At 68.2% G+C, this 24,409-nt stretch carries 21 protein-coding genes; 7 read left to right on the plus strand and 14 right to left on the minus strand.

The window, feature by feature from the left end; all coding sequences use genetic code 11:
* The 6 genes from AC6LJ2_RS17895 to AC6LJ2_RS17920 all read right to left on the minus strand — a co-directional run.
* On the minus strand, positions 1–1,694 hold a 1,694-nt coding region (locus tag AC6LJ2_RS17895; RefSeq protein WP_498151843.1), incomplete at its 3' end, for an OFA family MFS transporter.
* Between the two features lie 117 nt (positions 1,695–1,811).
* A complete protein-coding gene (locus AC6LJ2_RS17900) occupies positions 1,812–2,069 on the minus strand; it encodes a formate dehydrogenase subunit delta (protein WP_263911263.1) in 258 nt (85 codons plus the stop codon).
* Between the two features lie 18 nt (positions 2,070–2,087).
* Positions 2,088–2,918: a formate dehydrogenase accessory sulfurtransferase FdhD gene (gene fdhD / locus AC6LJ2_RS17905; RefSeq protein ID WP_498151844.1), complete on the minus strand. Its 831-nt coding sequence runs from the start codon at positions 2,916–2,918 to the stop codon at positions 2,088–2,090.
* Positions 2,919–2,940: 22 nt separating this feature from the next.
* A complete protein-coding gene (gene fdhF, locus AC6LJ2_RS17910; RefSeq protein WP_445657320.1) occupies positions 2,941–5,817 on the minus strand; it encodes a formate dehydrogenase subunit alpha in 2,877 nt (958 codons plus the stop codon).
* Between the two features lie 13 nt (positions 5,818–5,830).
* Entirely contained in the window at positions 5,831–7,402 is a 1,572-nt protein-coding gene (locus AC6LJ2_RS17915) for a formate dehydrogenase beta subunit (protein WP_498151845.1), read from the minus strand.
* Positions 7,399–7,956: a formate dehydrogenase subunit gamma gene (locus tag AC6LJ2_RS17920; protein ID WP_445657318.1), complete on the minus strand. Its 558-nt coding sequence runs from the start codon at positions 7,954–7,956 to the stop codon at positions 7,399–7,401. The genes AC6LJ2_RS17915 and AC6LJ2_RS17920 overlap by 4 nt, the downstream gene beginning before the upstream one ends.
* 160 nt (positions 7,957–8,116) lie before the next feature.
* Between AC6LJ2_RS17920 and AC6LJ2_RS17925 the strand changes: the two genes are divergently transcribed.
* The 3 genes from AC6LJ2_RS17925 to mobA are packed head-to-tail and all read left to right on the plus strand — an operon-like array spanning position 8,117 to position 10,921.
* Positions 8,117–9,187: a substrate-binding domain-containing protein gene (locus tag AC6LJ2_RS17925; RefSeq protein WP_025137290.1), complete on the plus strand. Its 1,071-nt coding sequence runs from the start codon at positions 8,117–8,119 to the stop codon at positions 9,185–9,187.
* Positions 9,188–9,210: 23 nt separating this feature from the next.
* Entirely contained in the window at positions 9,211–10,305 is a 1,095-nt protein-coding gene (moaA, locus tag AC6LJ2_RS17930) for a GTP 3',8-cyclase MoaA (protein ID WP_263911272.1), read from the plus strand.
* Entirely contained in the window at positions 10,298–10,921 is a 624-nt protein-coding gene (gene mobA / locus AC6LJ2_RS17935) for a molybdenum cofactor guanylyltransferase MobA (protein ID WP_498151846.1), read from the plus strand. Before moaA ends, mobA begins: the two co-directional genes overlap by 8 nt.
* On the opposite strand, the gene AC6LJ2_RS17940 is transcribed toward mobA, so the two are convergent.
* Genes AC6LJ2_RS17940 through moaC form a run of 5 tightly spaced genes read right to left on the minus strand, consistent with a single transcriptional unit; the run spans position 10,906 to position 13,842 of the window.
* Positions 10,906–12,111: a molybdopterin molybdotransferase MoeA gene (locus AC6LJ2_RS17940; RefSeq protein ID WP_445657316.1), complete on the minus strand. Its 1,206-nt coding sequence runs from the start codon at positions 12,109–12,111 to the stop codon at positions 10,906–10,908. The two genes, mobA and AC6LJ2_RS17940, sit on opposite strands and share 16 nt — an antisense overlap.
* 4 nt (positions 12,112–12,115) lie before the next feature.
* Positions 12,116–12,637 carry a molybdenum cofactor biosynthesis protein B gene (gene moaB / locus AC6LJ2_RS17945; protein WP_263911276.1) on the minus strand — a complete coding sequence of 174 codons (522 nt, stop codon included), beginning with the start codon at positions 12,635–12,637 and terminating at the stop codon, positions 12,116–12,118.
* Positions 12,634–13,116, minus strand: a complete 483-nt coding sequence (locus tag AC6LJ2_RS17950) for a molybdenum cofactor biosynthesis protein MoaE (RefSeq protein WP_498151847.1) — start codon at positions 13,114–13,116, stop codon at positions 12,634–12,636. Before AC6LJ2_RS17950 ends, moaB begins: the two co-directional genes overlap by 4 nt.
* Before the next feature lie 5 nt (positions 13,117–13,121).
* Positions 13,122–13,373 carry a MoaD/ThiS family protein gene (locus AC6LJ2_RS17955; RefSeq protein ID WP_263911278.1) on the minus strand — a complete coding sequence of 84 codons (252 nt, stop codon included), beginning with the start codon at positions 13,371–13,373 and terminating at the stop codon, positions 13,122–13,124.
* Positions 13,354–13,842, minus strand: a complete 489-nt coding sequence (gene moaC, locus AC6LJ2_RS17960) for a cyclic pyranopterin monophosphate synthase MoaC (protein ID WP_263911279.1) — start codon at positions 13,840–13,842, stop codon at positions 13,354–13,356. Before moaC ends, AC6LJ2_RS17955 begins: the two co-directional genes overlap by 20 nt.
* A 241-nt stretch (positions 13,843–14,083) precedes the next feature.
* Between moaC and AC6LJ2_RS17965 the strand changes: the two genes are divergently transcribed.
* Together AC6LJ2_RS17965 and AC6LJ2_RS17970 are read left to right on the plus strand one after the other, a co-directional pair.
* Complete coding sequence (locus AC6LJ2_RS17965; protein ID WP_498151848.1) at positions 14,084–17,830, plus strand: DUF748 domain-containing protein; 3,747 nt, start codon at positions 14,084–14,086, stop codon at positions 17,828–17,830.
* A gap of 74 nt (positions 17,831–17,904) precedes the next feature.
* A complete protein-coding gene (locus tag AC6LJ2_RS17970) occupies positions 17,905–18,789 on the plus strand; it encodes a dienelactone hydrolase family protein (protein ID WP_498151861.1) in 885 nt (294 codons plus the stop codon).
* A 706-nt stretch (positions 18,790–19,495) separates the two neighbouring features.
* Here the strand turns inward: AC6LJ2_RS17970 and AC6LJ2_RS17975 are convergent.
* A complete protein-coding gene (locus AC6LJ2_RS17975) occupies positions 19,496–19,921 on the minus strand; it encodes a hypothetical protein (protein ID WP_263911282.1) in 426 nt (141 codons plus the stop codon).
* A gap of 243 nt (positions 19,922–20,164) precedes the next feature.
* On the opposite strand from AC6LJ2_RS17975, the gene AC6LJ2_RS17980 reads away from it, so the two are divergent.
* Positions 20,165–20,668 (plus strand): peroxiredoxin, encoded by a 504-nt coding sequence (locus tag AC6LJ2_RS17980; protein ID WP_263911283.1) that lies wholly within the window; start codon positions 20,165–20,167, stop codon positions 20,666–20,668.
* Between the two features lie 89 nt (positions 20,669–20,757).
* The gene (locus AC6LJ2_RS17985) at positions 20,758–22,302 is read left to right on the plus strand and encodes an MFS transporter (RefSeq protein ID WP_498151849.1); all 1,545 of its coding nucleotides are present in this window, start codon (positions 20,758–20,760) and stop codon (positions 22,300–22,302) included.
* A 91-nt stretch (positions 22,303–22,393) separates the two neighbouring features.
* Here the strand turns inward: AC6LJ2_RS17985 and AC6LJ2_RS17990 are convergent, their stop codons facing one another.
* Positions 22,394–23,269 (minus strand): EamA family transporter, encoded by an 876-nt coding sequence (locus AC6LJ2_RS17990; RefSeq protein ID WP_263911604.1) that lies wholly within the window; start codon positions 23,267–23,269, stop codon positions 22,394–22,396.
* Positions 23,266–24,357, minus strand: a complete 1,092-nt coding sequence (bioB, locus tag AC6LJ2_RS17995) for a biotin synthase BioB (protein ID WP_263911286.1) — start codon at positions 24,355–24,357, stop codon at positions 23,266–23,268. Before bioB ends, AC6LJ2_RS17990 begins: the two co-directional genes overlap by 4 nt.
* Positions 24,358–24,409 lie beyond the last annotated feature (52 nt).

Consider the following 24,409-nt stretch of genomic DNA (forward strand, 5'->3'; position numbering starts at 1 on the left):
GCGGGGCGCCGGCCCGGCAAACGGGGCCAGTGGAACAGCACCACGGCCTTCTGCAACGTGATCCAGACGCCCCAGGCCAGCGGAATGCCCACGCAGGCCCAGGCAAACAGCACCAGCGCCAGCGGCGTGCGGAAGGTGGACGTACCGGATCCGTGGGTCTCGGCCGCTGCGGCGCGCTCGTGCGCCAGGGCCTTTTCGCGGGCCAGTTCCTCGTCGGTCATGAAGTACTTGGGGTTCACCGGGCGGATTGCCAGGTTGCACAGGAAGCCCAGCACCAGCATGCCGGCCAGGATGTACATGGTGATGTCGTACACCTGTGCCCGCGGCACGCCGATGGACAGCTGGTATTCGCGGATGTAGTTCACCAGGACCGGGCCGAAGATGCCCGCCGCCGACCAGGCCGTCAGCAGGCGGCCGTGGATGGCGCCCACCATCTGGGTGCCGAACAGGTCCGCCAGGTAGGCGGGCACCGTGGCGAAGCCGCCGCCGTACATCGACAGGATCACGCAGAAGGCGGCCACGAACAGCGCCAGCGCGCCCATGTGCGCCGTCCAGGGAATGGCGGCGTACAGCACGAAGCCCAGCACGAAGAAAATCAGGTAGGTCAGCTTGCGGCCCAGCTTGTCCGACAGGCTGGCCCAGAAGAAGCGGCCGCCGATGTTGAACAGGCTGAGCAGCCCGGTAAAGCCGGCGGCGATGGCGGCAATGGCGGCCAGCTGGCTCTTGTCGAGCTGGCCATAGCCCAATTCAGGCTTGTTGATCAGGCCGCCGCCGAACACTTCCTGCAGCAGGGGCGAGGCCATGCCCAGGATGCCGATGCCGGCGGTCACGTTCAGGCACAGCACCAGCCACACCAGCCAGAACTGCGGCACGCCCCAGACCCGCTTCACGTGGACGTGGCCCTTGGTGATCATGGCGTTGTTGGCCTGCTTGGCGGGCGCCGTCCAGCCCGCGGGCTTCCAGCCGGTGGGCGGCACGCGGTAGCCCATGGCGCCGGACATCATGAAGACGAAATACACCACCGCCATGGTCAGGAAGGTCTGCCAGACGCCCGGCGAGGTCGGCGTGGCGAAGTGGCGCATCAGCAGGTCGGCCAGCGGCGCGCCGATCATGGCGCCGCCGCCAAAGCCCATGATGGCCATGCCGGTCGCCATGCCGCGGCGGTCGGGGAACCACTTGATCAGGGTGCTGACCGGCGAGATATAGCCCAGCCCCAGGCCGATGCCGCCGATGACGCCGGACCCCAGCCACAGCATCCACATCTGGTGCAGATAGACGCCGAAGGCCGAAATCACCAGGCCGCCGCACCAGCACACCGCCGACACCACCCCTGCCTTGCGCGGGCCGGCACGTTCGAGCCAGCCGCCCCACAGCGCCGCGGAACAGCCCAGCAGCACGAAGAACAGGGTGTACATCCAGCCCATGGTCGAGATCCGCCAGTCGCAGCTGGTGGTGAACAGCTCGGCGACCAGGCTCATGTCGGCCGGGCAGGCCAGCGGCTGGGCGCCGCCGATCGCCTTGGACAAGGGCAGCCAGAACACCGAGAAGCCATAGGCCATCCCGATGCACAGGTGGATGGCCAGGGCGGCCGGGGGCACCAGCCAGCGGGAAAAGCCCGGTCCGGCGATGGTGCGTTCTTTGTCCAGGAAGCCGGGCTTGGCGCCAGGCAGGTCCAGTGTTGCAGTGCTTTCCATGAGGTCTCCTCGGGGTGCGGCTTTATAGCGCGCGTCAGACCGGAAAATCCAGTCCCGCGCTTGTTGTGAACCCTTTGCTGCGGTAAAGCGTGCTGCGGCGGCGGCGGCCTGCCCGGTCTACGACACGCGGGCAAGCGGCGTCAGGCGCTGGCGGTTCTGCGTGACCGCTTCCAGCACCAGGGGATGCAACTGGTGTTCGCCGGCATCGCCATCGGGCTGCCGGGCCAGGAAGTCCAGCAGCTCGTTGCGCATGCGGGGCTCCCAGAACTTGTGGATGTGGTTGGCCACGCCTTCCACCGCTTCCGGGCGCAGCGGCATGGCTTCGAAGAATTGGCCGATGCGGTTGGCCATGCGGATCAGGTTGCCGATTTCCATGCGTGTGTCGCGTCCGGTCTAGGAGGTGATGCGTTCGGGGTGGGAATACAGGGTGGCGTCATGGCCGCGCAGAAAGCCCAGCAGCGCGATGCCGGCGCGGTCGGCCAGACGGACGGCCAGGCCCGTGGGGGCCGATACCGCCGCCAGCACGCCGACGCCGGCGGCCGCCGTCTTCTGCACCATTTCAAAGCTGGCGCGGCTGGACACCAGCACCATGCCGCCGCGGGCGTCGACGCCCTGGCGCGCCAGCGCCCCCACCAGCTTGTCCAGCGCGTTGTGGCGGCCCACGTCTTCGCGCACCAGTGCGACCGTGCCGTCGGCGCCTGCCCAGCCGGCGGCATGGGTGGCGCCGGTCAGGTCGTGCAGCGTCTGGCGTGCGCGCATGTCGCCCATGGCGCGCAGCACCGCGCCGATGGCCAGCGGCGCGCCCGCCGGCACCGGGTCCACCGGCCGCAGCACTTCCGGCAGCGTTTCCACGCCGCACAGGCCGCAGCCGGTGCGCCCGGCCATGGCGCGGCGGCGCGACTTCAGGCGCACTTCGCAGGCGCTGGAGATTTCCACCTGCACCACGATGCCGTCGCACTGCGGCAGCACGTCGATGCCGCGCACGTCGGCCACGCTATCGACGATGCCTTCGCACAAGGAAAAGCCCACCGCGAAGTCTTCCAGGTCGGCCGGCGTGGCCAGCATGGTGGCGTGGCTGATGCCGTTGAATTCCAGCGCCACCGGCGTTTCCTCGGCCAGGTGATCGGCCTGGGCGCCGGCCGCGATGGCGCCGGCCCGCACGCGGGTCACCTGGGCCGTCACGCTGTCGGCGCGGTCGGAGGGGGAAGGGGGGCGTAGATCCATGGCGGTTCCGGGGCGGTCGGGGTTATTTCCCCGTCAGCGCGGCCTCGCTTTCGCGTGACCGTTCACGCAGCAGCTTTTGCTGGATATCCGCGAAACGCGACCATTGCCGCTGCCATTCCGAAGGCTGGGACACCCGCGTCAGCTGCACCGCGGTGACCTTGTATTCGGGGCAGTTGGTGGCCCAGTCGGAGTTGTCGGTCGTGACGACGTTGGCGCCGGACTCGGGGAAGTGGAACGTGGTGTATACCACGCCCGGCTGCACCCGGTCGGTCAGCGTCGCCCGCAGCACGGTCTCGCCGGCGCGGCTTTGCACGCCGACCCAGTCGCCGTCCTGCACGCCACGGTCTTCCGCGTCCTGCGGGTGGATTTCCAGCACGTCCTCGCTGTGCCACATCACGTTGGGCGTGCGGCGGGTCTGCGCGCCCACGTTGTATTGCGACAGGATGCGGCCGGTGGTCAAGAGCAGCGGGAAGCGGCGCGTGCTGCGCTCGTCGGTGGGCACGTACTTGGTGATCATGAACTTGCCCTTGCCGCGCACGAAGGCGTCGATGTGCATGATGGGCGTGCCTTCCGGTGCGTCATCGTTGCACGGCCACTGCAGGCTGCCCAGCTTGTCCAGTTTTTCGTAGCTGACGCCGCTGAAGGTCGGCGTCAGGCGCGCGATCTCTTCCATGATCTCGCGCGGATGGCGGTAGTTCATGGGGTAGCCCAGCGCGTTGGACAGCGCCACCGTCACTTCCCAGTCCGACTTGCCGTTCTTGGGTTCCATCACCTTGCGCACCCGCGAAATGCGGCGCTCGGCATTGGTGAAGGTGCCGTCCTTTTCCAGGAACGACGAGCCGGGCAGGAACACGTGCGCGTATTTGGCGGTTTCGTTCAGGAACAGGTCCTGCACCACGATGCATTCCATTGCCGCGAGCGCCGCCGCCACGTGCTGCGTGTTGGGGTCGGACTGCACGATGTCTTCGCCCTGGCAGTACAGGCCCTTGAACGAGCCGCCCAGCGCAGCCTCGAACATGTTCGGAATGCGCAGGCCGGGTTCGGGCTGCAAGGTCACGCCCCAATCGGCCTCGAACTGCGCGCGCACCGCATTGTCGGAAATGTGACGGTAGCCGGGCAGTTCGTGCGGGAACGAACCCATGTCGCACGAACCCTGCACGTTGTTCTGCCCGCGCAGCGGATTCACGCCCACGCCCTCGCGGCCGACGTTGCCCGTGGCCATGGCCAGGTTGGCGATCGCCATGACGGTGGTCGAACCCTGGCTGTGCTCGGTCACGCCCAGGCCGTAATAGATCGAGCCGTTGCCGCCGGTGGCGAACAGGCGGGCCGCGCCGCGCACGGCCTGCGCCGGCACGCCGGTGATCTCGGCCATGGCTTCGGGCGAATTCTCGGGCAGCGAGACGAAATCGCGCCACTCATTGAATGCCTTGGTTTCGCAGCGCTCGGCCACGAAGGCCTCGTCGATCAGGCCTTCGGTGGCGATTACGTGGGCCAGCGACGACAGCAGCGCGGTATTGGTGCCGGGGCGCACCTGCAGGTGGAAGTCGGCCTTGATGTGCGGCGAACTTACCAGTTCGATGCGGCGCGGGTCGATCACGATCAGGCGCGCGCCCTGGCGCAGCCGGCGCTTCAGGCGCGAGGCAAACACCGGGTGGCCGCTGGACGGGTTGGCGCCCATCACGATCACCACGTCGGTATGCATGACCGAGTCGAACGTCTGCGTGCCGGCCGATTCGCCCAGCGTCTGCTTCAGGCCGTAGCCGGTGGGCGAATGGCAGACCCGCGCGCAGGTGTCGACGTTGTTGGTGCCGAAGGCGGCGCGCACCAGCTTCTGCACCAGCCAGGTTTCTTCGTTGGTGCAGCGCGACGACGTGATGCCGCCAACGGCGTCGCGACCGAATTCACCCTGGATGCGGCGGAACTCCGACGCGGCGTAGTTGATCGCCTCGTCCCAGGACACCTCCTTCCAGGAATCGGTGATGTGCTTGCGGATCATGGGCTTGAGCACGCGTTCCTTGTGCGTGGCGTAGCCCCAGGCAAAGCGGCCCTTCACGCAGGAATGGCCGCGGTTGGCCTGGCCGTCCTTCCAGGGCACCATGCGCACCACTTCCTGGCCCTTCATCTCGGCCTTGAAACCGCAGCCCACGCCGCAATAGGCACAGGTGGTCACGACCGAGTGTTCAGCCTGGCCCATCATGATGACGGTCTTTTCCTGCAGGGTGGACGTGGGACAGGCCTGCACGCAGGCGCCGCAGGACACGCATTCGCTTTCCAGGAAGGGCTGGTCCTGCCCTGGCGACACGCGCGATTCGAAGCCCTTGCCCGAAATCGTCAGCGCGAAGGTGCCCTGGGTTTCCTCGCAGGCGCGCACGCAGCGGTTGCAGACGATGCACTTGGATGCGTCGTAGGTGAAGTACGGGTTGGACTCGTCCTTCTCGCTCTTCAAGTGGTTGGCGCCGTCGTAGCCGTAGCGCACGTTGCGCAGGCCCACCACGCCGGCCATGTCCTGCAGTTCGCAGTCGCCGTTGGCCGGACAGGTCAGGCAGTCCAGCGGGTGGTCGGATATATACAGTTCCATCACGCCGCGCCGCAGGTCGTGCAGCTTGGGCGTTTCGGTGTAGACCACCATGCCGTTTTCGGCGGGCGTGGTGCACGACGCGGGATAGCCGCGGCGGCCCTCGATCTGCACCAGGCACAGGCGGCAGGAACCGAAGGGTTCCAGGCTGTCGGTGGCGCACAGCTTGGGGATGTTGATGCCGGCCTCGGCGGCCGCGCGCATCAGCGAGGTGCCTTCGGCCACGGTGATTTCCTGGCCATCGATGGTCAGGGTGACGGTCTGCTCGGACACCCGTGCCGGGGTGCCCAGATCGCGGTCGCGCTTGATGACGGTTTCTAGCATGGCGGTCTCGGGGTCAGGCCGGGTGAGCGGCGGGCTGAGGGGTATCGATGCCGAAGTCCTGCGGGAAGTGGTTCAGCGCCGACAGCACGGGGTAGGGCGCCATGCCTCCCAGCGCGCAGAGCGAACCGCCCAGCATCGTGTCGCACAGATCGCGCAGCAGGTGCACCTGCTGCGCGCGGTCGGGGCCGCCGGCCGAGATCTTGTCGATGGTTTCCACGCCGCGGGTCGAGCCGATGCGGCAAGGCGTGCACTTGCCACAGGACTCGATGGCGCAGAATTCCATCGCATAGCGCGCCATGCGCGCCATGTCGACCGTGTCGTCGAACGCCACCAGGCCGCCGTGGCCGATCATGGCCGAGATCTGCACATAGGCCTCGTAGTCCAGCGGCACATCCCATTGCGATTGCGGCAGGTAGGCGCCCAAGGGGCCGCCGACCTGCACCGCGCGCAAGGGGCGGCCGGACGCGCTGCCGCCGCCAAAGTCATACAGCAGGTCGCGCAGGCTCAGCCCGAAGGCCTTTTCCACCAGGCCGCCTTGCTTGAGGTTGCCGGCCAGCTGGAACGGCAGCGTGCCGTGCGAGCGGCCCACGCCGTAGTCGCGGTAATAGGCCGCGCCCTTGGCCAGGATGATGGGCACCGTGGCCAGCGAAATCACGTTGTTGATGACGGTGGGCTTGCCGAACAGGCCCGAAATCGCCGGCAGCGGCGGCTTGGCGCGCACCACGCCGCGCTTGCCTTCCAGGCTTTCCAGCAATGACGTTTCTTCGCCGCAGATGTAGGCGCCCGCGCCCTTGCGCACTTCCAGGTCGAAGCGGCGGCCGCTGCCGTGCACGTCGTCGCCCAGCCAGCCCACATTGCGGGCCCGCTCGATGGCGGCTTCCAATGTGGCGATGGCATGCGGGTACTCGGACCGCACATAGATGTAGCCGCAGGTCGCGCCTACTGCCAGGCCGGCGATGGTCATGCCCTCGATCAGCACATAGGGGTCGCCTTCCATCAGCAGGCGGTCGGCAAAGGTGCCCGAGTCGCCTTCGTCGGCATTGCAGACGATGTATTTGCGGTCGGCGGGCGAGCCCAGCACCGTCTTCCATTTGATGCCCGTGGGAAACGCGGCGCCGCCGCGGCCGCGCAGGCCCGATGCCACCATCTCGTCGACGATGGCGGCCGGTTCCATGGCCAGCGCGCGTTTCAGGCCCTGCAGCCCGCCGTGCGCGGCGTAGTCCTGCAGCGACAGCGGGTCGATCACGCCGACCCGGGCGAACGTCAGCCGTTCCTGCCGCTTCAGGTAGGGAATTTCTTCGGTCAGTCCCAGGCGCAGCGGATGTTCGCCGCCCGTCAGCCAGCCGGCCTCGAACAGCGCGGGCACGTCTTCGGGCTGCACCGGGCCATACGCCAGGCGGCCGTCGGGCGTGGCGATTTCCACCAGCGGTTCCAGCCACAACAGGCCGCGCGAACCATTGCGCACCACCTGCACGGCCAGGCCGCGTTCGTCGGCGGCCTGCTCGATGGCCTGGGCCACGGCGTCTGCGTCCATGGCCAGGGCCGCGGCGTCGCGCGGCACGTAGATCGTGATGGGGGCGGTCATTGGCCGGCCTCCCGCGTGCGGCGCAGCAGCCGGTCCAGTTTGTCCGGGGTGACCCGGGCATGCGGCTGGCCGTCGATCATCACCGCCGGCGACTGGGCGCACAGGCCCAGGCAATACACCGGCTCCAGCGTGAAATCGCCGTCATGCGTGCTGGCATGGAAATCGCATCCCAGCGCCTGGCGCGCGTGGGCGGCCAGGTGCTCGCCGCCCATGGCCTGACAGGCCTCGGCGCGGCACACTTGCAGCGAGTGGCGTGCGGCCGGCTCGCTGCGAAAGTGCGGGTAGAAGGTAATGACGCCATGCACTTCGGCGCGGGACAGGTTCAGGGCCTCGGCGATGGTCTGCACCGCCTCGGCCGGGATACAGCCCAATTCGTGCTGCACGGCGTGCAGCACCGGCAGGAGCGGGCCGGGTTGGTCTTGCAGCTGGGCCAGGATGCGAGCCGTGGCGGCGATGGACGGGCTGGCCGATGCCTGGGCGGCATCAAGGGCCAACGGGCCGCCTCGGGCGCCCCCGCTGGACGCCAGATCGGATTTTGCCTCGCGCTGACGCATGGCGGTCTCCTCCAGTTGTGTGCTGGACCCCATTGCAGGGGCTTAGTCGTGGTGGGGCGTCGGCGGCACTTAATATGTTTGAAAAAACATATTAAATGCCCATGCGCCGCGTTATTTGTGTACTCTAAACAGGTAATTGAACCCGTTCAATAAGAAATAAATGACATATAAGATCGGCCTGCGGCCCCAATGGACCCTGGGCGGAGACGACGCGGCGCCGGTGCCCTTGCAGGACATGCTGGCGCTCCTGGCCGCCATCGACGCCACCGGCAACATCGCCGGCGCCTGCCGCGCCTGCGGGTTGTCGTACCGCCACGCCTGGGGCGTGCTGCGCCGTTTCGAAGGCATCTTCGGCACCCAGCTTTTGATCACCAACCGGCGCCAGGGCACGCAGCTGTCGCCCTTCGCGCAGCGCCTGCTGTGGGCCAACCGCCGCATCGAGGCGCGCCTGATGCCCACGCTGGACAGCATGGCGTCCGAACTGCAGGAAGAGCTGGCGCGGCTCCTGCCCGAAAACGGCCCCCACCTGCGGCTGCACGCCAGCCACGGTTTTGCCGTGGAATCGCTGATGGAACACATGGGCACGCGCAAACCGGGGCTGGAACTGCGCTACCGCACGGCCATCGAGGCCCTGGCCTCGCTGGAACGCCACGAATGCGACTTGGCCGGCTTCCAGGTGCCGCTGGGCGACTTCGAAGCGCCCATCATGGAGCGCTACGCCCAGTGGCTGCACGCCGACGAATACCTGCTGATCCACCTGGCGGTGCGCAATACGGGCCTGTTCGTCATTGCCGGCAACCCCAAGCGCATCCGCGGCATGGCTGACCTGGCGCGCCAGGACGTGCGCTTCGTCAACCGCCAGATCGGCTCCAGCACGCGCTATCTGGTGGGCCTGATGCTGCAACGCGCCGGCGTGTCGATCAGCGAGGTGCAGGGCTACGAAACCAACGAATTCACCCACATGGCCATTGCCGCGCACATTGCCAGCGGCATGGCCGACACCGGCGTGGGCGTGGAAACGGCCGCCTGCCGCTTCGGCCTGGATTTCATCCCGCTGGTGCGCGAGCGCTATTTCTTCGCCATCCGCAAGACCTCGCTCGATACGCCCGCCATGCAGGACCTGCTGACCCTCATGCGCAGCCCCGACTACGTCGGCTATGTCGGCCAGCTGGTCGGCTACGACGCCAGCCACACCGGCCAACTGCAAACCCTGGACGAGGCCTTTGCCTGAGCGCACCGGGCTATGATGATTCCATGAGCAAAGTGATCCTTCTTGCTGACCGTCGCAACGACCTGCCGGCCCCAGTCGCGCCCCCCGCGCCGGGCCAGCCGGCGCTCGATCTGCGTGCGCGGCCGCTGCGCGACCTGCGCATCTCGGTCACCGACCGCTGCAACTTCCGCTGCACCTACTGCATGCCGCGCGAGGTCTTCGATGCCGACTACACCTTCATGCGGCATTCCGACCTGCTGTCGTTCGAGGAAATCGCGCGCCTGGCCGGCGTGTTCACTCGCCTGGGCGTCGAAAAGATCCGCCTGACCGGCGGCGAACCGCTGCTGCGCAAGCACCTGGAAAACCTGGTGGGCCTCTTGGCCGACGTGCGCACGCCCGCCGGCCAGCCGCTGGAACTGACCCTGACCACCAACGGCAGCGTGCTCGAACGCAAGGCCGCCGACCTGAAGGCCGCGGGCCTGACCCGTGTCACCGTCAGCCTGGACGCGCTGGACGCCGCCATGTTCCAGGACATGAGCGACAGCGGCTTCACCCCCGACGACGTGCTGCGCGGCATCGAGGCCGCCGCCCGCGCGGGCCTGGCCCCCGTGAAGGTCAACATGGTGGTCCGGCGCGGCCTGAACGACGCGCAGATCCTGCCCATGGCCGAACGCTTCCGCCACAGCGGCCACATCCTGCGCTTCATCGAATACATGGACGTCGGCAACACCAACGGCTGGAACCTCACCGAGGTCGTGCCCAGCCAGGAAGTGCTGGCACGCATCGGCGCGATCCATCCCCTGGCGCCCGTGGCCGCCGACGATATGGGCCGTGTGGCCGAACGGTGGCGTTACCTGGATGGCGGCGGCGAGATCGGCGTCATCTCCAGCGTTTCGCACGCCTTCTGTGGCGGCTGTACGCGCGCGCGCCTGTCGCCGGAAGGCAAGCTGTTCCTGTGCCTGTTCGCGCACCAGGGCTACGACCTGCGCGCGCCGCTGCGCGATGGCGCCAGCGACGACGAACTGGCCGCCATCCTCACGGGCATCTGGGCCGGCCGTGGCGACAACTATTCCGAACAGCGCGGCCGCCACATGGCCGACCCGGCCCGCAAAGTCGAAATGAGCTACATCGGTGGCTGATCCCGTTCCCCATGTCGATCCGCAACGCGTTGCCGGCCTGATCCTGGCCGGCGGGCAGGGCTCGCGCATGGATGGCCGCGACAAAGGCCTGGCGCTGCTGGGCGGCGAGCCGCTGGTGGCGCACGTGGCGCGGCGCCTGGCGCCGCAGGTCGGCACGTTGATCATCAGCGCCAACCGCAACGCCGACGTCTACGCCCGTTACGGACAGGTCGTTGCCGACGACACCGCCGCGCTGGGCGCCTGGCAAGGGCCCTTGGCGGGTCTTGCCGCCGGGCTGGATATTGCTGCCGCCTGCGATTGGCTGGTGGCCGTGCCGTGCGATACGCCTTTTCTGCCGGGCGATCTGGCCAGCCGCCTGATCGCCGCGGCGCACGCGGCCGGCGCAGCGCTGGCCTACGCGGTGGCTGGCGGCCGGCGCCATCCGGCCTGCATGGCCGTGCGCCCGGCGTTGTTGCCGGCGTTGCGCGTTTACCTGGCCAGCGGTGAACGCAAGGTCGGCCTGTGGCAGTCGCAGGCGGGCGGCGTGGCCGCTGCCTTCGACGATGCCGACGGCGCGTTCACGAACCTGAATACGCCCGACGATCTGGCTGCGGCCGAACGTTACGCCAGCCAGTGACGCAGGTCGTAGTAGGGCACGCGGTCGCGGTCCTGCACCTTCACATCGGCCGGCAGGCGCGCCAGCCCCGTGGCCCAAGGCAATGAACTGATCACGCCGGACCCTTGATGGCCGTAAGGCACGAGTTCGGCATTGCCGTCGTCGGCCGTGCGGCGCTGCACCCGCAGGAATTCCTCGCGCGCATCCTGGCGCGGATGCTCGGTGCGCAGCGGCAGCCGGCTGACCGGCGGGAACAGTTCCTCGCGGCCCTGCATGCGCCGCACCAGCGGCGACACCAGCAGCGTGAACACGGCGTAGGCCGACACCGGATTGCCCGGCAGGCTCACCACCGGCTTGCCGTCGATCTGCGCCAGCGCCACCGGCTTGCCCGGCTTCATGCGCACCTTCCACAGCGACAATTCACCGCCCAGCGCGGCCAGGGCCGGCTTGACCAGATCGCGCTCGCCCACCGACACGCCACCCACGCTCAGCACCAGGTCGCACTCGGCCAGCAGGGTCTTGAAGGCGGCCAGCAGCTCGGCCTCGGTATCGCGAGCGTGCAGCACCCGCGCCGGATCCGCGCCCATGCCGCGCACCAGCGCGGCCAGCATCGGGCCGTTGGAGTTGTAGATCTGCGCCGGCTCGCGCGCGCCGCCCGGCGGCACGAGTTCGTCGCCGGTGGTCAGGATGCCGACCTTCAGGCGGCCCACCACCGGCACGCTGGCCAGGCCCTGCGAGGCCAGCAGGGCAATGTGGGCGGCCTGCAGTTGCGTGCCGGCGGGCAGCAGCGGGGCGCCGGCCAGCGTGTCTTCGCCGCGCAGGCGGATGTGCTGGCCCAGGCGCGGCTCGCGCGTGATCTCGACCTGGTCATCGGCTTCGTGCGTGTCTTCCTGCATCACCACCGTGTCGGCGCCTTGCGGCACCAGGCTGCCCGTGAACAGGCGGATGGCATGACCGGGCTTGAGCGGTTCGGGCGTATCGCCGGCATAGCAGCGCTGCTGGATGGGCAGGCGCGCGCCGGGCTGCCAGTCGGCCAGGCGCACCGCGTAGCCGTCCATGGCGCTGTTGTCGGCCGGGGGAATGTCCACCGTGGCGTCCAGGTCGGCGGCCAGCACGCGCCCGGGGGCGTCGGCCAGGCTGGCATGCTCGCGGCGGGCGAGCGGGGCGGCCGCATTGGCCAACAGGGTCTGGGCTTGATCGAAATCCAGCATGGGGTCAGTGGTCTTGTTCGCGGTGTTGAAGATGCGTGGCGAAATTGCAGGGGCGATGGCTGTTGTCCAGCTGTTCGCGGATGATCTTGGTCCAGGCCGTTTCGCAGGCGTTGTTGGATCCCGGCAGGCAGAAGAGCAGCGTCTGGTTGGCCGACCCGGCAAAGGCGCGCGACTGGATGGTCGAGCTGCCGATCTCGGCGTAGGACAACTGGCGGAACAGTTCGCCAAAGCCCGGGATCTCGCGATCCAGCAGGGGCTGGACGGCCTGGGGGACATGATCGCCGTGCGAAAAGCCGGTACCGCCGGTGGTCAGGATCACCTGCACCTCGGGATCGGCAATCCAGTCGCTGATGACGCGGCGGATCTGATAGAGGTTGTCCTTGACGATGTCGCGCCGTACGCATTGGTGCCCGGCCTGTGCCAGGCTGTGCGCCAGCAGGTTGCCGGACGTGTCGTCGCCGGCGCTGCGGGTGTCGCTGATCGTCAGCACGGCGCAAGCCAGCGAGACGGGGGTGACGTCGTTCATGCGGTCTCCTTGGGGGGCGGGGTGTCGGCGTCCCAGGACTGCGTGCGGTCCTGGTCGGATTGGCGCTGCTCGACCCAGAAGCTGTCGCCGCCTGCCAGCGTTTCGCGCTTCCAGAAGGGCGCGCGGGTCTTGAGCGCGTCGATGATGAACTCGCAGCCGCGGAAGGCGTCGCCGCGGTGGGCGCTGGCGGCGGCCACGAACACGATCTGCGCGTTGCGGGCCAAGGCGCCCACCCGGTGCACGATCACGGTGCCGTCCAGGTTCCAGCGCGCGCGCGCCGTGGCGGCTATGTCTTCGAGCTCGCGCTCGCACATGCCGGGGTAGTGTTCCAGGTAGAGCGTGTCGGTGGGAGTGTCCGGTGCGTAGTCGCGCACATAGCCCACGAACGTGACGATGCCGCCCACGCCCGGGCCGGCGCTGGCGCGCAGGGCCGCCGTCAGTGCGGCGGCGTCGAAGTCGGCTTCCTGCACGATGACCATGGCGCTCAGCCTCCCGTGACCGGTTCGAACACCGCCACCTCGTCGCCTGCGCGGATCGGCGCCGACGGCTTGGCGTGGGTCTGGTTGATGGCCAGCTTCAGCCGCGAGGCCGGTTCCAGCTGCGGATAGCGCGCCTCCAGCGCGGCCAGCAACTGCGCGCCGGTGGATTCGCCATCCAGCGTCCAGGCTTCGGTCCGCTTGCCGACCAGTTCGGCCACGCGGGCAAAGTACAGCAGATCAATCGTTGCGCCATTCACCGCTTTTTCCTCCCGCCTTGTACTTCAGGCGTACCTGTTCGATCACGATGCCCTTGTCCGCCGCCTTGCACATATCGTAGATGGTCAGGGCGGCCACGCTGCACGCCGTCATGGCTTCCATTTCGACGCCGGTCTTGTAGCTGGTGCGGCAGGTCGCCTGGATGTCGATGCGATGCGCGGCGTCGTCCAGCGAGAATTCCACCCCCACGAACGACAGCGGCAGGCTGTGGCACAGGGGAATCAGTTCGGCGCAGCGCTTGGCGGCCAGGATGGCGGCCACGCGCGCGGTGTTCAGGACCTCGCCTTTGCCGCGGCCCGGCTGTGTCAACAGGCCATAGGCCACCTCGTTCATGCGGACGCTGGCGGCGGCAACCGCCACGCGTTCGGTGTCCGTCTTGGCGATCACATCGACCATACGGACCTGGCCGGCTTCATCCAGGTGGCTCAAGGTGGGGGTGGGCGTGGACATGGGAATCGGGAGCGAAAATTGTTAATGATTGAAAAGCCCGGCCCCGGCAGGCCGTGGCGGGGCCATCGATACGCCTATGATAACGAGGGTTTATCGGCCCGGCCTTGCTGAAGAATAAAAGAACCCTATGTTTTCATGCCCCTGCGGGGGCATTTTGCTTTTCGGGACGGGCCGCAAAAAGCACCCCACATTTGCTCGAAGGACGCGATAATGGCCTTCAATTCGTATCAGGAGACGCGTAATGCCCTTGCGGATGCCCAAGTTCCGGTTCACCCGCCGCTTAGGCAAGATTCTCTTGGGCGTCGTGGCCGTGGCGCTGATCCTGTGCGGCGTTGCAGCATGGCAAGTCCCCAAGGTCCTGCATGACGTCCTGACCCAGGACGTGGCCAAGATGATCGGCCGCGACGTCTCCGTCGGCAAGATCAGCTTCAATCCCTTCACCCTGACCGTGCGCGCGCGCGATCTCGCCGTGGCCCAGCCCGGCTCGCAGACCCCGCTGCTCACCGCCGCCGAACTGGACGTCAGCGCCGCATGGTCGTCGCTGTTCTGGTTCGCCCCCGTGGTCGACCGCTTCACCCTGCGCGCGCCCACCGTCTCGATCGTGCGCGAAGACGTCACCAGCTTCAATTTCTCCGACATCCAGCAGCGCGTGGCCGAGATGACGGCCGCCAAGCCCGAAGAGCCGCCCAAGCCCGACGAAGGCCCGCCGCGCTTCTCCCTGAACAACATGGTGATCGAAGGCGGCGTCGTCACGCTGGACGACAAGGTCACCGGCCGCAAGCAGGTCATCGACGAACTGGCCGTGGGCGTGCCGTTCATTTCCACCTTCGGCTATGCCACCGACATCGACGTGCAGCCCCGGCTGCACCTGCGCATCAACGGCAGCCCGTTCGACCTGACCGGCGTCGCGCGGCCCTTCGACAAGGTCCCCTCGTCAACGTTGCGGGTGGCCTTCACCGGCCTGCAACTCGAGAAATGGGCCGACGTCTGGCCCATGCCGCTGCCCTTCAAGCTGGAACGCGCGCTGCTCGATTCCAACCTGCAGGTCGTGTTCGAACAACCCAAGGACGCCCCACCCAAGATCCGCGTCGTCGGCGACCTGGGCCTGCGGCAGTTCGACCTGCGCGACACGGCCGGCGAAAGCCTGGCCGCCTGGAGCGCCCTGACCGTCAGCCGCCTCGAACTCGAACCCATCGCCCGCCAGGTCTACGTCGGCGACGTCGGCCTGTGGGCCCCGCAGGTCTATGCCCGCCGCTACAGCAACCAGCACCTGAACTGGCAGGACGTGGTCGACAAGCTCAAGGCGCTTGGCGGCCCGGCCCCGGCGGCCAAGCCCGCCGCCGCCAAGCCCGGCGCGGCGAAAGGTGGCTCGTCCAAAGCCGAACCCGCGAAGACCGACGCCGCCAAGCTCGATGCCGCCAAGCAAGCCCCCGCCAAGGTAGCCGCGGCACCCGCCGACGCGGCACCGGCCGCCACTGCCGCAGAAGCCGGGAAGGGCGCCGCCCCCGCAGCCGCTACGCCCGCCGCCAGCGCCTCCGCCGCGCCGACCACCGCGGCGCCCGGCCAGGCAACGCCTGCCGCTGGTACGCCTGCCGCCACCGCAGCCTCTGGCAAGCCAGCGGCTGCACCGGGCGGCGTCCCTGCCGCGGCCACGGCATCTGCCCCCGCCGCAGGCGCCGTCCCCGCCCCCGACGGCACCCCGGCCGCCCCCGCCGCGCCCGCCGAATGGAAGGTCACGCTCGACGCCTTCAACATCCACGAAGGCGAGCTCTACGTCACCGACGCCATCAGCAAACTCGACTACGCCATGACCGGCTTGGCCGTCACCGTCGAAGGCGTGGCGCTGCCGCAGGTCAAGGACCAGCCCATCAACCTGTGGCTCACCGTCGACAACAGCACCGACGGCGGCTGGATTCGCGCCAAGGGCCCGCTCGTGCTCCAGCCCCTGTCGCTCGAACTGTCGGTCCGGCTGGGCAACGTCGCCCTGGCCCCGTTCGCCCCGGCCGTGCGCAGTCTTTCGCCCCTGCAACTGCTGGACGGCCGCCTTGGCCTGACCGCCCAGGTGCACGTCCTGGACAAGAACGGCGCCATCGACGCGTCCGCCACCGGCGTGCGCGCCGAACTGGCCCAATTCAAGGCCCGCGACGAAACCCTGAGCCCCGCGCTGGACATCGCGCTGCAAAAGCTTGCCGTCACCGCCGACCGCCTGGCCATGGGCCCCGGCCAAAGCAACTTCACCCTGGCCGCCGCCGGCATCCAGGGCGATGGCAAGCTCGACCTCAAGGGCGTCTTCACCCCGCAGCCGCTCACCGTCAAGACCTCCGTCGACCTGGCCGGCCTGAACGTTGCGTCCTTCGCGCCCTACGCCGCATCCAGCCTCAATGCCACCGTCCGCGCCATCACCCTGGCCGCCAAGGGCGACGCCGAATTCGCAGCCGCCGCCGGCAACGCCCCCATGAAGGCCGGCTGGAAAGGCGGCATCGACATCACCGACGTCGACCTGCAGGACCGCGTCAACAAAGACGACTTCCTGAACTGGAAACGCCTGGCCTTCTCGGGCATGAACATCTCGGTGGCCGGTGACAAGATCGGCGCCGCCCTGGGCGACATCGCGCTCGACGATTTCTACGGTCGCATCCTGCTCAACGCCCAGGGCCGCCTGAACGTCATGGACCTCGTCGCCGCGCCCGGCCAGGCCGGCGGCTCCATCACCCAGGACACCCAGACCCCCGGCCGCAACGCCGCGCCGCCCGCCGCCGCGGCGGCCGCCGCACCCAGCGCCAAGGGCGGCGGCATGCCCGACATCTCGCTCAACAGCGTCACCCTGTCACGCGGCCGCATGACCTTCACGGACCGCTTCGTCAAACCCAACTACGTCGCCGAGCTCTCCAGCATCGACGGTTCCATCACCGCCGTCTCGTCCACCAACCCGCAGCCCGCCAAGGTCAAGGTCACTGGCCGCGTCTACACCACCGCGCCGCTTTCCATCAGCGGCATCGTGCAGCCCTTCGCCAAGTTCCTGACGCTGGACCTGAAGGCCACTGCCAAGGGCGTCGACCTGCCGCGCTTCAACACCTATTCGGCCAAATACGTCGGCTACCCCATCAAGCGCGGCAAGCTCTCCGTCGACCTGGAATACAAGATCAAGGACCGCGCGCTGCTCGCCACCAACCACGTCGTGCTGAACCAGCTCACCTTCGGCGACAAGACCAACAGCCCCGACGCCACCAAGCTGCCCGTGCTGCTGGCCGTGGCCCTGCTCAAGGACTCGCGCGGCAACATCGACATCAACCTGCCCATCTCCGGCTCGCTGGACGATCCCGAATTCTCCGTCGGTGGCATCGTCGTGCGCGTGCTGCTCAACCTCGTCGTCAAAGCCGTCACCTCGCCCTTCAGCCTGCTCGCATCCGCCTTTGGCGGCGGCGAAGAACTGTCCTACGTCGAATTCGCCCCGGGCAGCGCCGCGCTCACCGAAGACTCGCTCCAGCGCATCGAAACCCTCACCAAGGCCCTGGCCGACCGCCCCGCGCTCAAGATGGACCTGAGCGGCCGCGCCGATCCCAAGACCGACATGGACGGCCTGCGCCAAGCCTGGGTCGACGCCAAGATCCGCGCCGCCAAGGCCCGCGACGTCGCCCCCCGCGGCAAAAAGCCCGACCCCGCCGGCGTCGAGGTATCCGGCGCCGAACGCACCAAATACCTTGAAAAGGTCTACGACGACACCGACATCAAGGACAAGCCCCGCAATTTCATCGGCATGGCCAAGTCCGTGCCGCCGGCAGAAATGGAGGAGATGCTGCGCAGCGTCGCCCAGGTCGGCGACGAACAGTTGCGCCAACTGGCCGACGCCCGCGCGCAAGCGGTCTATGAAAAGCTGCAAGCCCAGGAAGGACTCGCGGATCGCGTGTTCATCGTTGCCCCGCAACTGAACGCCGATGGCATCAAAGACGAGGGCCAGCCCTCGCGCGTGGACTTCTCCCTGAAGTAAACCCGACGGTCCGCCGCGACGCCCAGCCAAGACAGCGGGCGTCCGGCAGCCCGCCCTTTGCCCGGAGATTCATGATGAAAGACCAGGACGCCCACTTCGACAGCCTGCTGCCGCCCCTGCGACTGAACCGGCGAGGCTTCATCGCCACCACCGTCGCCGCCGGTTTCTCCCTGGCCGCCGGCCCCGCCGTCGCCCAGACCGCCATCCACACCGACGCCAACGGCCTCACCGCCGGCAAGGTCGACATCCCCACCCCCGACGGCAAGATGCCGGCCTACCGCGCCGCCCCCGCCGGCAAGAAAAACCTGCCCACCGTCCTGGTCATCTCCGAAATCTTCGGCGTCCACGAATACATCCAGGACGTCTGCCGCCGCCTGGCCCACCTGGGCTACCTGGCCATCGCCCCCGAACTCTTCGCCCGCCAGGGCGACCCCTCCAAATACACCGAAATCCCCAAGCTGCAAGCCGAGATCATCAGCAAGGTCCCCGACAAACAGGTCCAGGCCGACCTCGACGCCACCACCGCCTGGGCCGCCGCCAACGGCGGCAGCGCCGACAAGCTCGGCATCGTCGGCTTCTGCTGGGGCGGCCGCCAGGTCTGGCTCTACGCCGCCCACAACCCCAAGCTCAAAGCCGGCGCCGCCTTCTACGGCCAATTGGGCGGCGAGCCCAGCGACCTCGAGCCCAAGTCCGTCCTGAGTCTGGTCAACGACCTCAAGGCCCCCGTCCTGGGCGCCTACGGCGGCAAGGACGCCGGCATCCCCCTGACCGACGTCGACAAGATGCGCATCGAACTCGCGAAGGGCCCCGCCGCCGCCAAGGCCTCGCGCATCGACGTCTACCCCGAAGCCCCGCACGCCTTCCACGCCGACTACCGGCCGAGTTACCGAAAGGTGGAGGCCGAACAGGCGTGGCAAAGAATGCTCGATTGGTTCAAGCAGAACGGACTGGGCGTGTAGATTGGTTTAATGCTTGGAGGTGTGCTTCGTAGGTCGCCCCTGGCGGCGGGGTTGCTCGGGGGGCGCGCCCACGATTGCGGTCCGGAGCCTTCGCTCCGGACTGCCCCTGCGTCATCCTCGTACGCCTTCGGCTCCCTACGGATTCCCTCGGGCGCATCGAGGTTGCGCCCCCCGAGCAACCCCGCCGCCAGGGGCTGGCAGTAGCGGCTGATGTGAGGCCGCCAGGCCGGAGGGGAGGGGCGAGGTTTGCGTCGCCCGCCGAAACCGGCTGCGCGGGCAGCCGGCCCCGGCTTACGCATCGTGCTGCGTCGTGACGCTGGCGCTTCGCGATTGCGGGGAAGTGTGCGCGAAGGTACTGTGGCCGCTCTGCAAGGCCGCGGCGAAGATCCACTCAGTCGGAAAGAAAGCCGGCCTTCAATACCGCGCTGATCCCATTAGCCTGCATAAAGACTGCGATCCATGAAGCCTGCCTCGTGTTTGAGCAGCGCCCAAACCCGAGACAACGGAGCCCGGAGCGTCGGGGGCAGGCGGTGGGCGGGGCGTGTAGATGCGCCCGAGGGAATCCGTAGGGAGCCGAAGGCGTACGAGGATGACGAAGGGGCAGTCCGGAGCGAAGGCTCCGGACCGCAATCGTAGCCCCGCCCACCGCCTGCCCCCGGCGCTCCGGGCGGCATAAGAAATCAGCCCGAAGCCAGCAAAAACACCTCTACTTCTCAGCACTCTCCCCAGGCAACCCATCACTGACCTCAGCCAGAGCCGCCTTCATATCCTCATAGGAAATCACCCGCTCATTCTGAAAGCTGCCGAGCACCCCCCGGCAACCATCCACCCCCGAGCGTTTCATTTCTTCCATCATCGTCGTCCCATCAGAAAGCCCCTTCTGATAAAGCCCGTCGTACCCCGAAGCAGAAAACCCATATTCCTTGGCATAGCGCTCAAGGTTCTTGCGGGACGTTGCCTCGTGCTGCGCCAGGTCCGGTTCAGACGCCCCGCAAGCCCGGGCGGCGCCGTTGGACGCGCCCGCCGCCACCACGAACGATTCAAATTGCGCCTGCTCCGCCGCATCCGGAGCGGCCCAGGCCGAGGTGGCCGCGGCCATCATCCAGGCCAGGCCGATCAGCAACTTACGCATCGATATCCCTCCACAAAGCGCCCCCGCGCGGCAGCGCGCCAGGGCCATTGATCACAGTCACATTATGGCAACGATGCACGTTGCATGCAGTTTCATCCAGCGTGTGGAGTCGTTTCAGACTGTGCTTCTTTTTTTCTCATTCAGCCCAACCCGCCTGCAGCCTCTGCGCGCAGGAACTATGATGGCGGGTGTGGGGCGCCTTGCCCCAATGCAACACCCCCATCACCTACTGGAGATCTCCCCATGACCATCAAAGTCGGCGACCGCGTGCCCGATGGCACCCTGACCGAATTCATCGAAACCGAAAGCGAAGGCTGCTCCCTCGGCCCCAACGCCTTCCAGGTCGCCGACCTGACCCGTGGCAAGACCATCGCCCTGTTCGCCTTGCCCGGCGCCTTCACCCCCACCTGCTCCGCCAAGCACCTGCCGGGCTACGTCGAGCAAGCCGCCGCCCTCAAGGCCAAAGGCGTCGACGAAATCTGGTGCGTGTCCGTCAACGACGCCTTCGTCATGGGCGCCTGGGGCCGTGAACAAAAGACCGAAGGCAAGGTTCGCATGCTCGCCGACGGTTCCGCCCTGTGGACCAAGGCCCTGGGCCTGGAACTCGACCTCATCCAGCGCGGCATGGGCGTGCGCTCGCAGCGCTACTCCGCCCTCATCGTCGACGGCGTGGTCAAGCAGCTGAACATCGAAGGCCCTGGCAAGTTCGAAGTCAGCGACGCCGCCACCCTGCTGTCGCAGGTCTGATGTTCCCCGCGTCGTCTCGTTTCACTGCTTAACGCGCGGGCCGCTCCGGCGGCTCGCCGCGCTACCGCCAGCAGCGGTTGCCCAACGCCATGCTCGCTACCCTCTCCTCGTTTTCCTCGCTGTATTTCGCGACCTTGCTGATGCTCATCGGCACCGGTCTCTTCAACACCTACATGGGGTTGAGGCTCACTGCGCAGTCCGTCAGCGAAATCTGGATCGGCACCCTCATCGCCGGCTACTACCTGGGACTGGTTTGCGGCGCCCGGCTGGGGCACAAACTCATCATCCGCGTCGGCCACATCCGCGCCTTCGTCGCCTGTGCGGCCATTGCCACCAGCATGATCCTGGCCCAGACGCTGGTCGATTCCATGCCGCTGTGGCTGGTGTTCCGCGTCATCTCGGGCATCGTCATGGTGACCGAATTCATGGTCATCGAAAGCTGGCTCAACGAACAGACCGAAAACCACCAGCGCGGACGCGTCTTCTCCGTCTACATGGTGGTGTCCGGCCTGGGCACCGTGCTGGGCCAGCTGGCCCTCACCGCCTATGCCACGCTCGACCTGCGGCCCCTCACCCTGGTGGCCATGTGCCTGGTGCTGTGCCTCGTGCCCATTGCCGTCACCGCGCGCTCGCACCCGCCCACGCCGCTGCCGGCCCCGCTCGACATCCGCTTCTTCCTGCGGCGCGTGCCGCTGTCCATGACCGTGCTGTTCGTGGCCGGCAACCTGTCCGGCGCCTTCTACGGCCTGGCCGCCGTGTACGGCGCCAAGCATGGCCTGTCCACCTCGCAAGCCGCCATCTTCGTCGCCGCCGCCGTCACCGCCGGTCTCTTGTCGCAGTGGCCCATGGGCTGGCTGTCCGACCGCATCAACCGCGCCGGCCTGATCCGCTTCAACGCCCTGTTGCTCGTCGTGCTGCCCACCGTCATGTGGGGCTGGCTGACCTTGCCGTATTGGGCCCTGGTGGCCATGTCCTGCATCTTCGGCATCCTGCAGTTCACCCTGTACCCCCTGGGCGCCGCCTTTGCCAACGACCACGTCGAATCCGAGCGCCGCGTCAGCCTGTCGGCCGTCCTGCTCATGACCTACGGCGTGGGCGCCTGTGTCGGCCCCATGATCGCGGGCCTGTTGATGTCGCTGGCCGGGCCCAGCATGTACTACGTCTTCATCTCCGCCTGCGCCCTGATCCTGGTGTGGCAGGTGCGGCCCACCCGCGTCACCGGCGCGCACCAGGTCGACGAGGCCCCGGTGCACTTCGTGCCTATGCCGGACACGCTGCAAAGCTCGCCCGCCGCCGCGGTGCTCGATCCGCGGGTCGACGTCGAAAACGACCTCAATATCGAAATGGTCCAGCCCGATCCGTCGGCGGCGGCCGCGCCGGTCGAAGGGGCAGGGGCGGTCGATCCCCCCATCACCGAGCCGGCGGCCGACGCGGGGACCGGCGAATCGGCAGCGCAACCTGCCGTGGAACTGGCTGCCGACCCCGCAGCCGACCCGGTCGAACCCGCTGCCGCATTGCCTCCGATTGCCGGCGTGGTCTCGAACCCCGCGCCGACGCCTGCGCAGGAGCCGGATGCCAGCGACGCCGAACGGGATCAGGCCGAGGCCGCGCGGGGCCAGCGCACTGGCACGTGAGCCAGGCGGGGCCGTGCCGGTATTCAGGACCCGGCGCGGGTCCAGCCAGGACCGCTACACTCCAGCGCATCCTGACCGCCAGCACCGCACGTCACCAGGGGGCCATCAGCACGATGGCCGCCAATGCCAGCGCCAGCCCCAGGCCGTTCCAGCGGCTCAGCGGCTCGCGAAACACCAGGGCGCCGACCAGCGTGCCCAGCGTGATCACCCCCATGTTCATGGACGCGAACACCAGCGCAGGATGCTCGGGCAGCGCCTGGTGGGCGCGGATATAGGTCAGGATGTTGGCGAAGTTCAGCCCGCCCAGCGCCACGCCCGCCACCAGATGGCGCGGCGCCCAGGCCACGCGGCGCCACAGCAGGTAGGCCAGCGTCAGCACACCCGCCAGCGTGAAGGCCAACAGCAGGCCGCCCGCGAACGCCGTGCCGGCGCGCGCCATCTGCTTGAACAGGATGTCCACCAGGCCATAGGCTACCCACACCGCCAGCGGCCACAGCCACAGGGCGTGACGGTCGGCCATGCTCGATGCCGGTGCGTCGGCCCTGGCTGTCGTCCGGCGCAGCAGGAAGAACAACGCGCCGAACGCCAGTGCGATCGCGCCCAGCTTGCGGGCGGTGACGGGCTCGCCGAACAGCAGGAACGCCGCCAGCAGCGGAATGAACAGCGACAGCCGCTGTGCCGCGTCGCTGCGCACCACGCCGGCGTGGCGCACGGCCAGCGCCATCGCCATGAAGCCGCTGGGCAGCAGTATGCCCAGTGCCGCCAGCACCCGCCACGGCGTCTGCGGCGTCAGCAACGCGGCCGGGTCGGGCCGCAGCACCAGCCAGGAGAGCAGGGCGGCCACGGCGTAGTTCGCCAGGACGGCCTGGCGCACGTCCACCTGCCAGCGCCGCGCCAGCTTGAGCAGCGCGGCCACGCCGACGCTGCAGGCCACGCTGGCCAGCAGGTAGAACAGGCCCGGCGTCAGCGGCATGCCGGGGCGTCGTGCGCGCCGGGGTGGGCGCAGTCATGGGAATGCGTGTGGGCAGGGGCCGCGTGCAGGTCCTGGTGCGCGTGCGAGTGGTTATGCGTGCCCGCGTCGATGCGCATGCCCAGGCGTTGCAGCAGGCGCTGGTCGGCCTCCATGCGCGGATTGCCCGTGGTCAGCAGCACGTCGCCGTAGAACATCGAATTGGCGCCTGCCATGAAGCACAGCGCCTGCATCGCGTCGTCCATGGCTTCGCGGCCGGCCGACAGGCGCACCATGGCGCGCGGCATCGTGATGCGCGCCACCGCGATGGTGCGCACGAACTCGAACGGGTCAAGCGCCTCGACGTCGGCCAGCGGCGTGCCTTCGACCCGCATCAGATTGTTGATCGGCACCGACTCGGGGTAGGGCTCCATGTTGGCCAACTGCGCGATCAGGCCGGCGCGCTCCTGGCGCGACTCGCCCATGCCGACGATGCCGCCGCAGCAGACGTTGATGCCTGCGCCGCGCACGCGTTCCAGCGTGTCCAGGCGGTCCTGGTAGGTGCGGGTGGTGACGATCTTGCCGTAGAACTCCGGCGACGTGTCCAGGTTGTGGTTGTAGTAGTCCAACCCCGCGTCCTTGAGCTGTTCGGCCTGGCCTTCGCGCAGCATGCCCAGCGTGACGCAGGTTTCCAGGCCCAGCGCCTTGACCGCGCTGACCATCTCCGCCACGGCTTCCAGGTGGTGCGGCTTGGGGCTGCGCCAGGCGGCGCCCATGCAGAAGCGCTGTGCGCCGCCGGCCTGCGCGGCGCGAGCCGCGGCCAGCACCTCGTCAAGCGGCATCAGCTTTTCCGCTTCCAGGCCCGTGTCGTAGCGCGAGGACTGCGAGCAGTAGCCGCAATCTTCGGGACAGCCGCCGGTCTTGATCGACAGCAGGCTGGACAGCTGGATGCCGTTCGGGTCGAAGTGGGCGCGGTGCGTCTGTTGTGCGCGGTGCACCAGGTCCATGAACGGCAGCGCGTAGAGCGCCATCACGGCCTCGCGGCTCCAGGCGGGCGGGGGCAGCGTCTTGGACGGCTTGGGAACGGGGACGTAGGCGGTCTGCATGAACGGACTCTCCAGAGGGGCTTGCGGGGATCGCGCCGCTCGCCGGGGGACG

The sequence above is a fragment of the Achromobacter sp. 1014246743 genome (assembly GCF_059760725.1).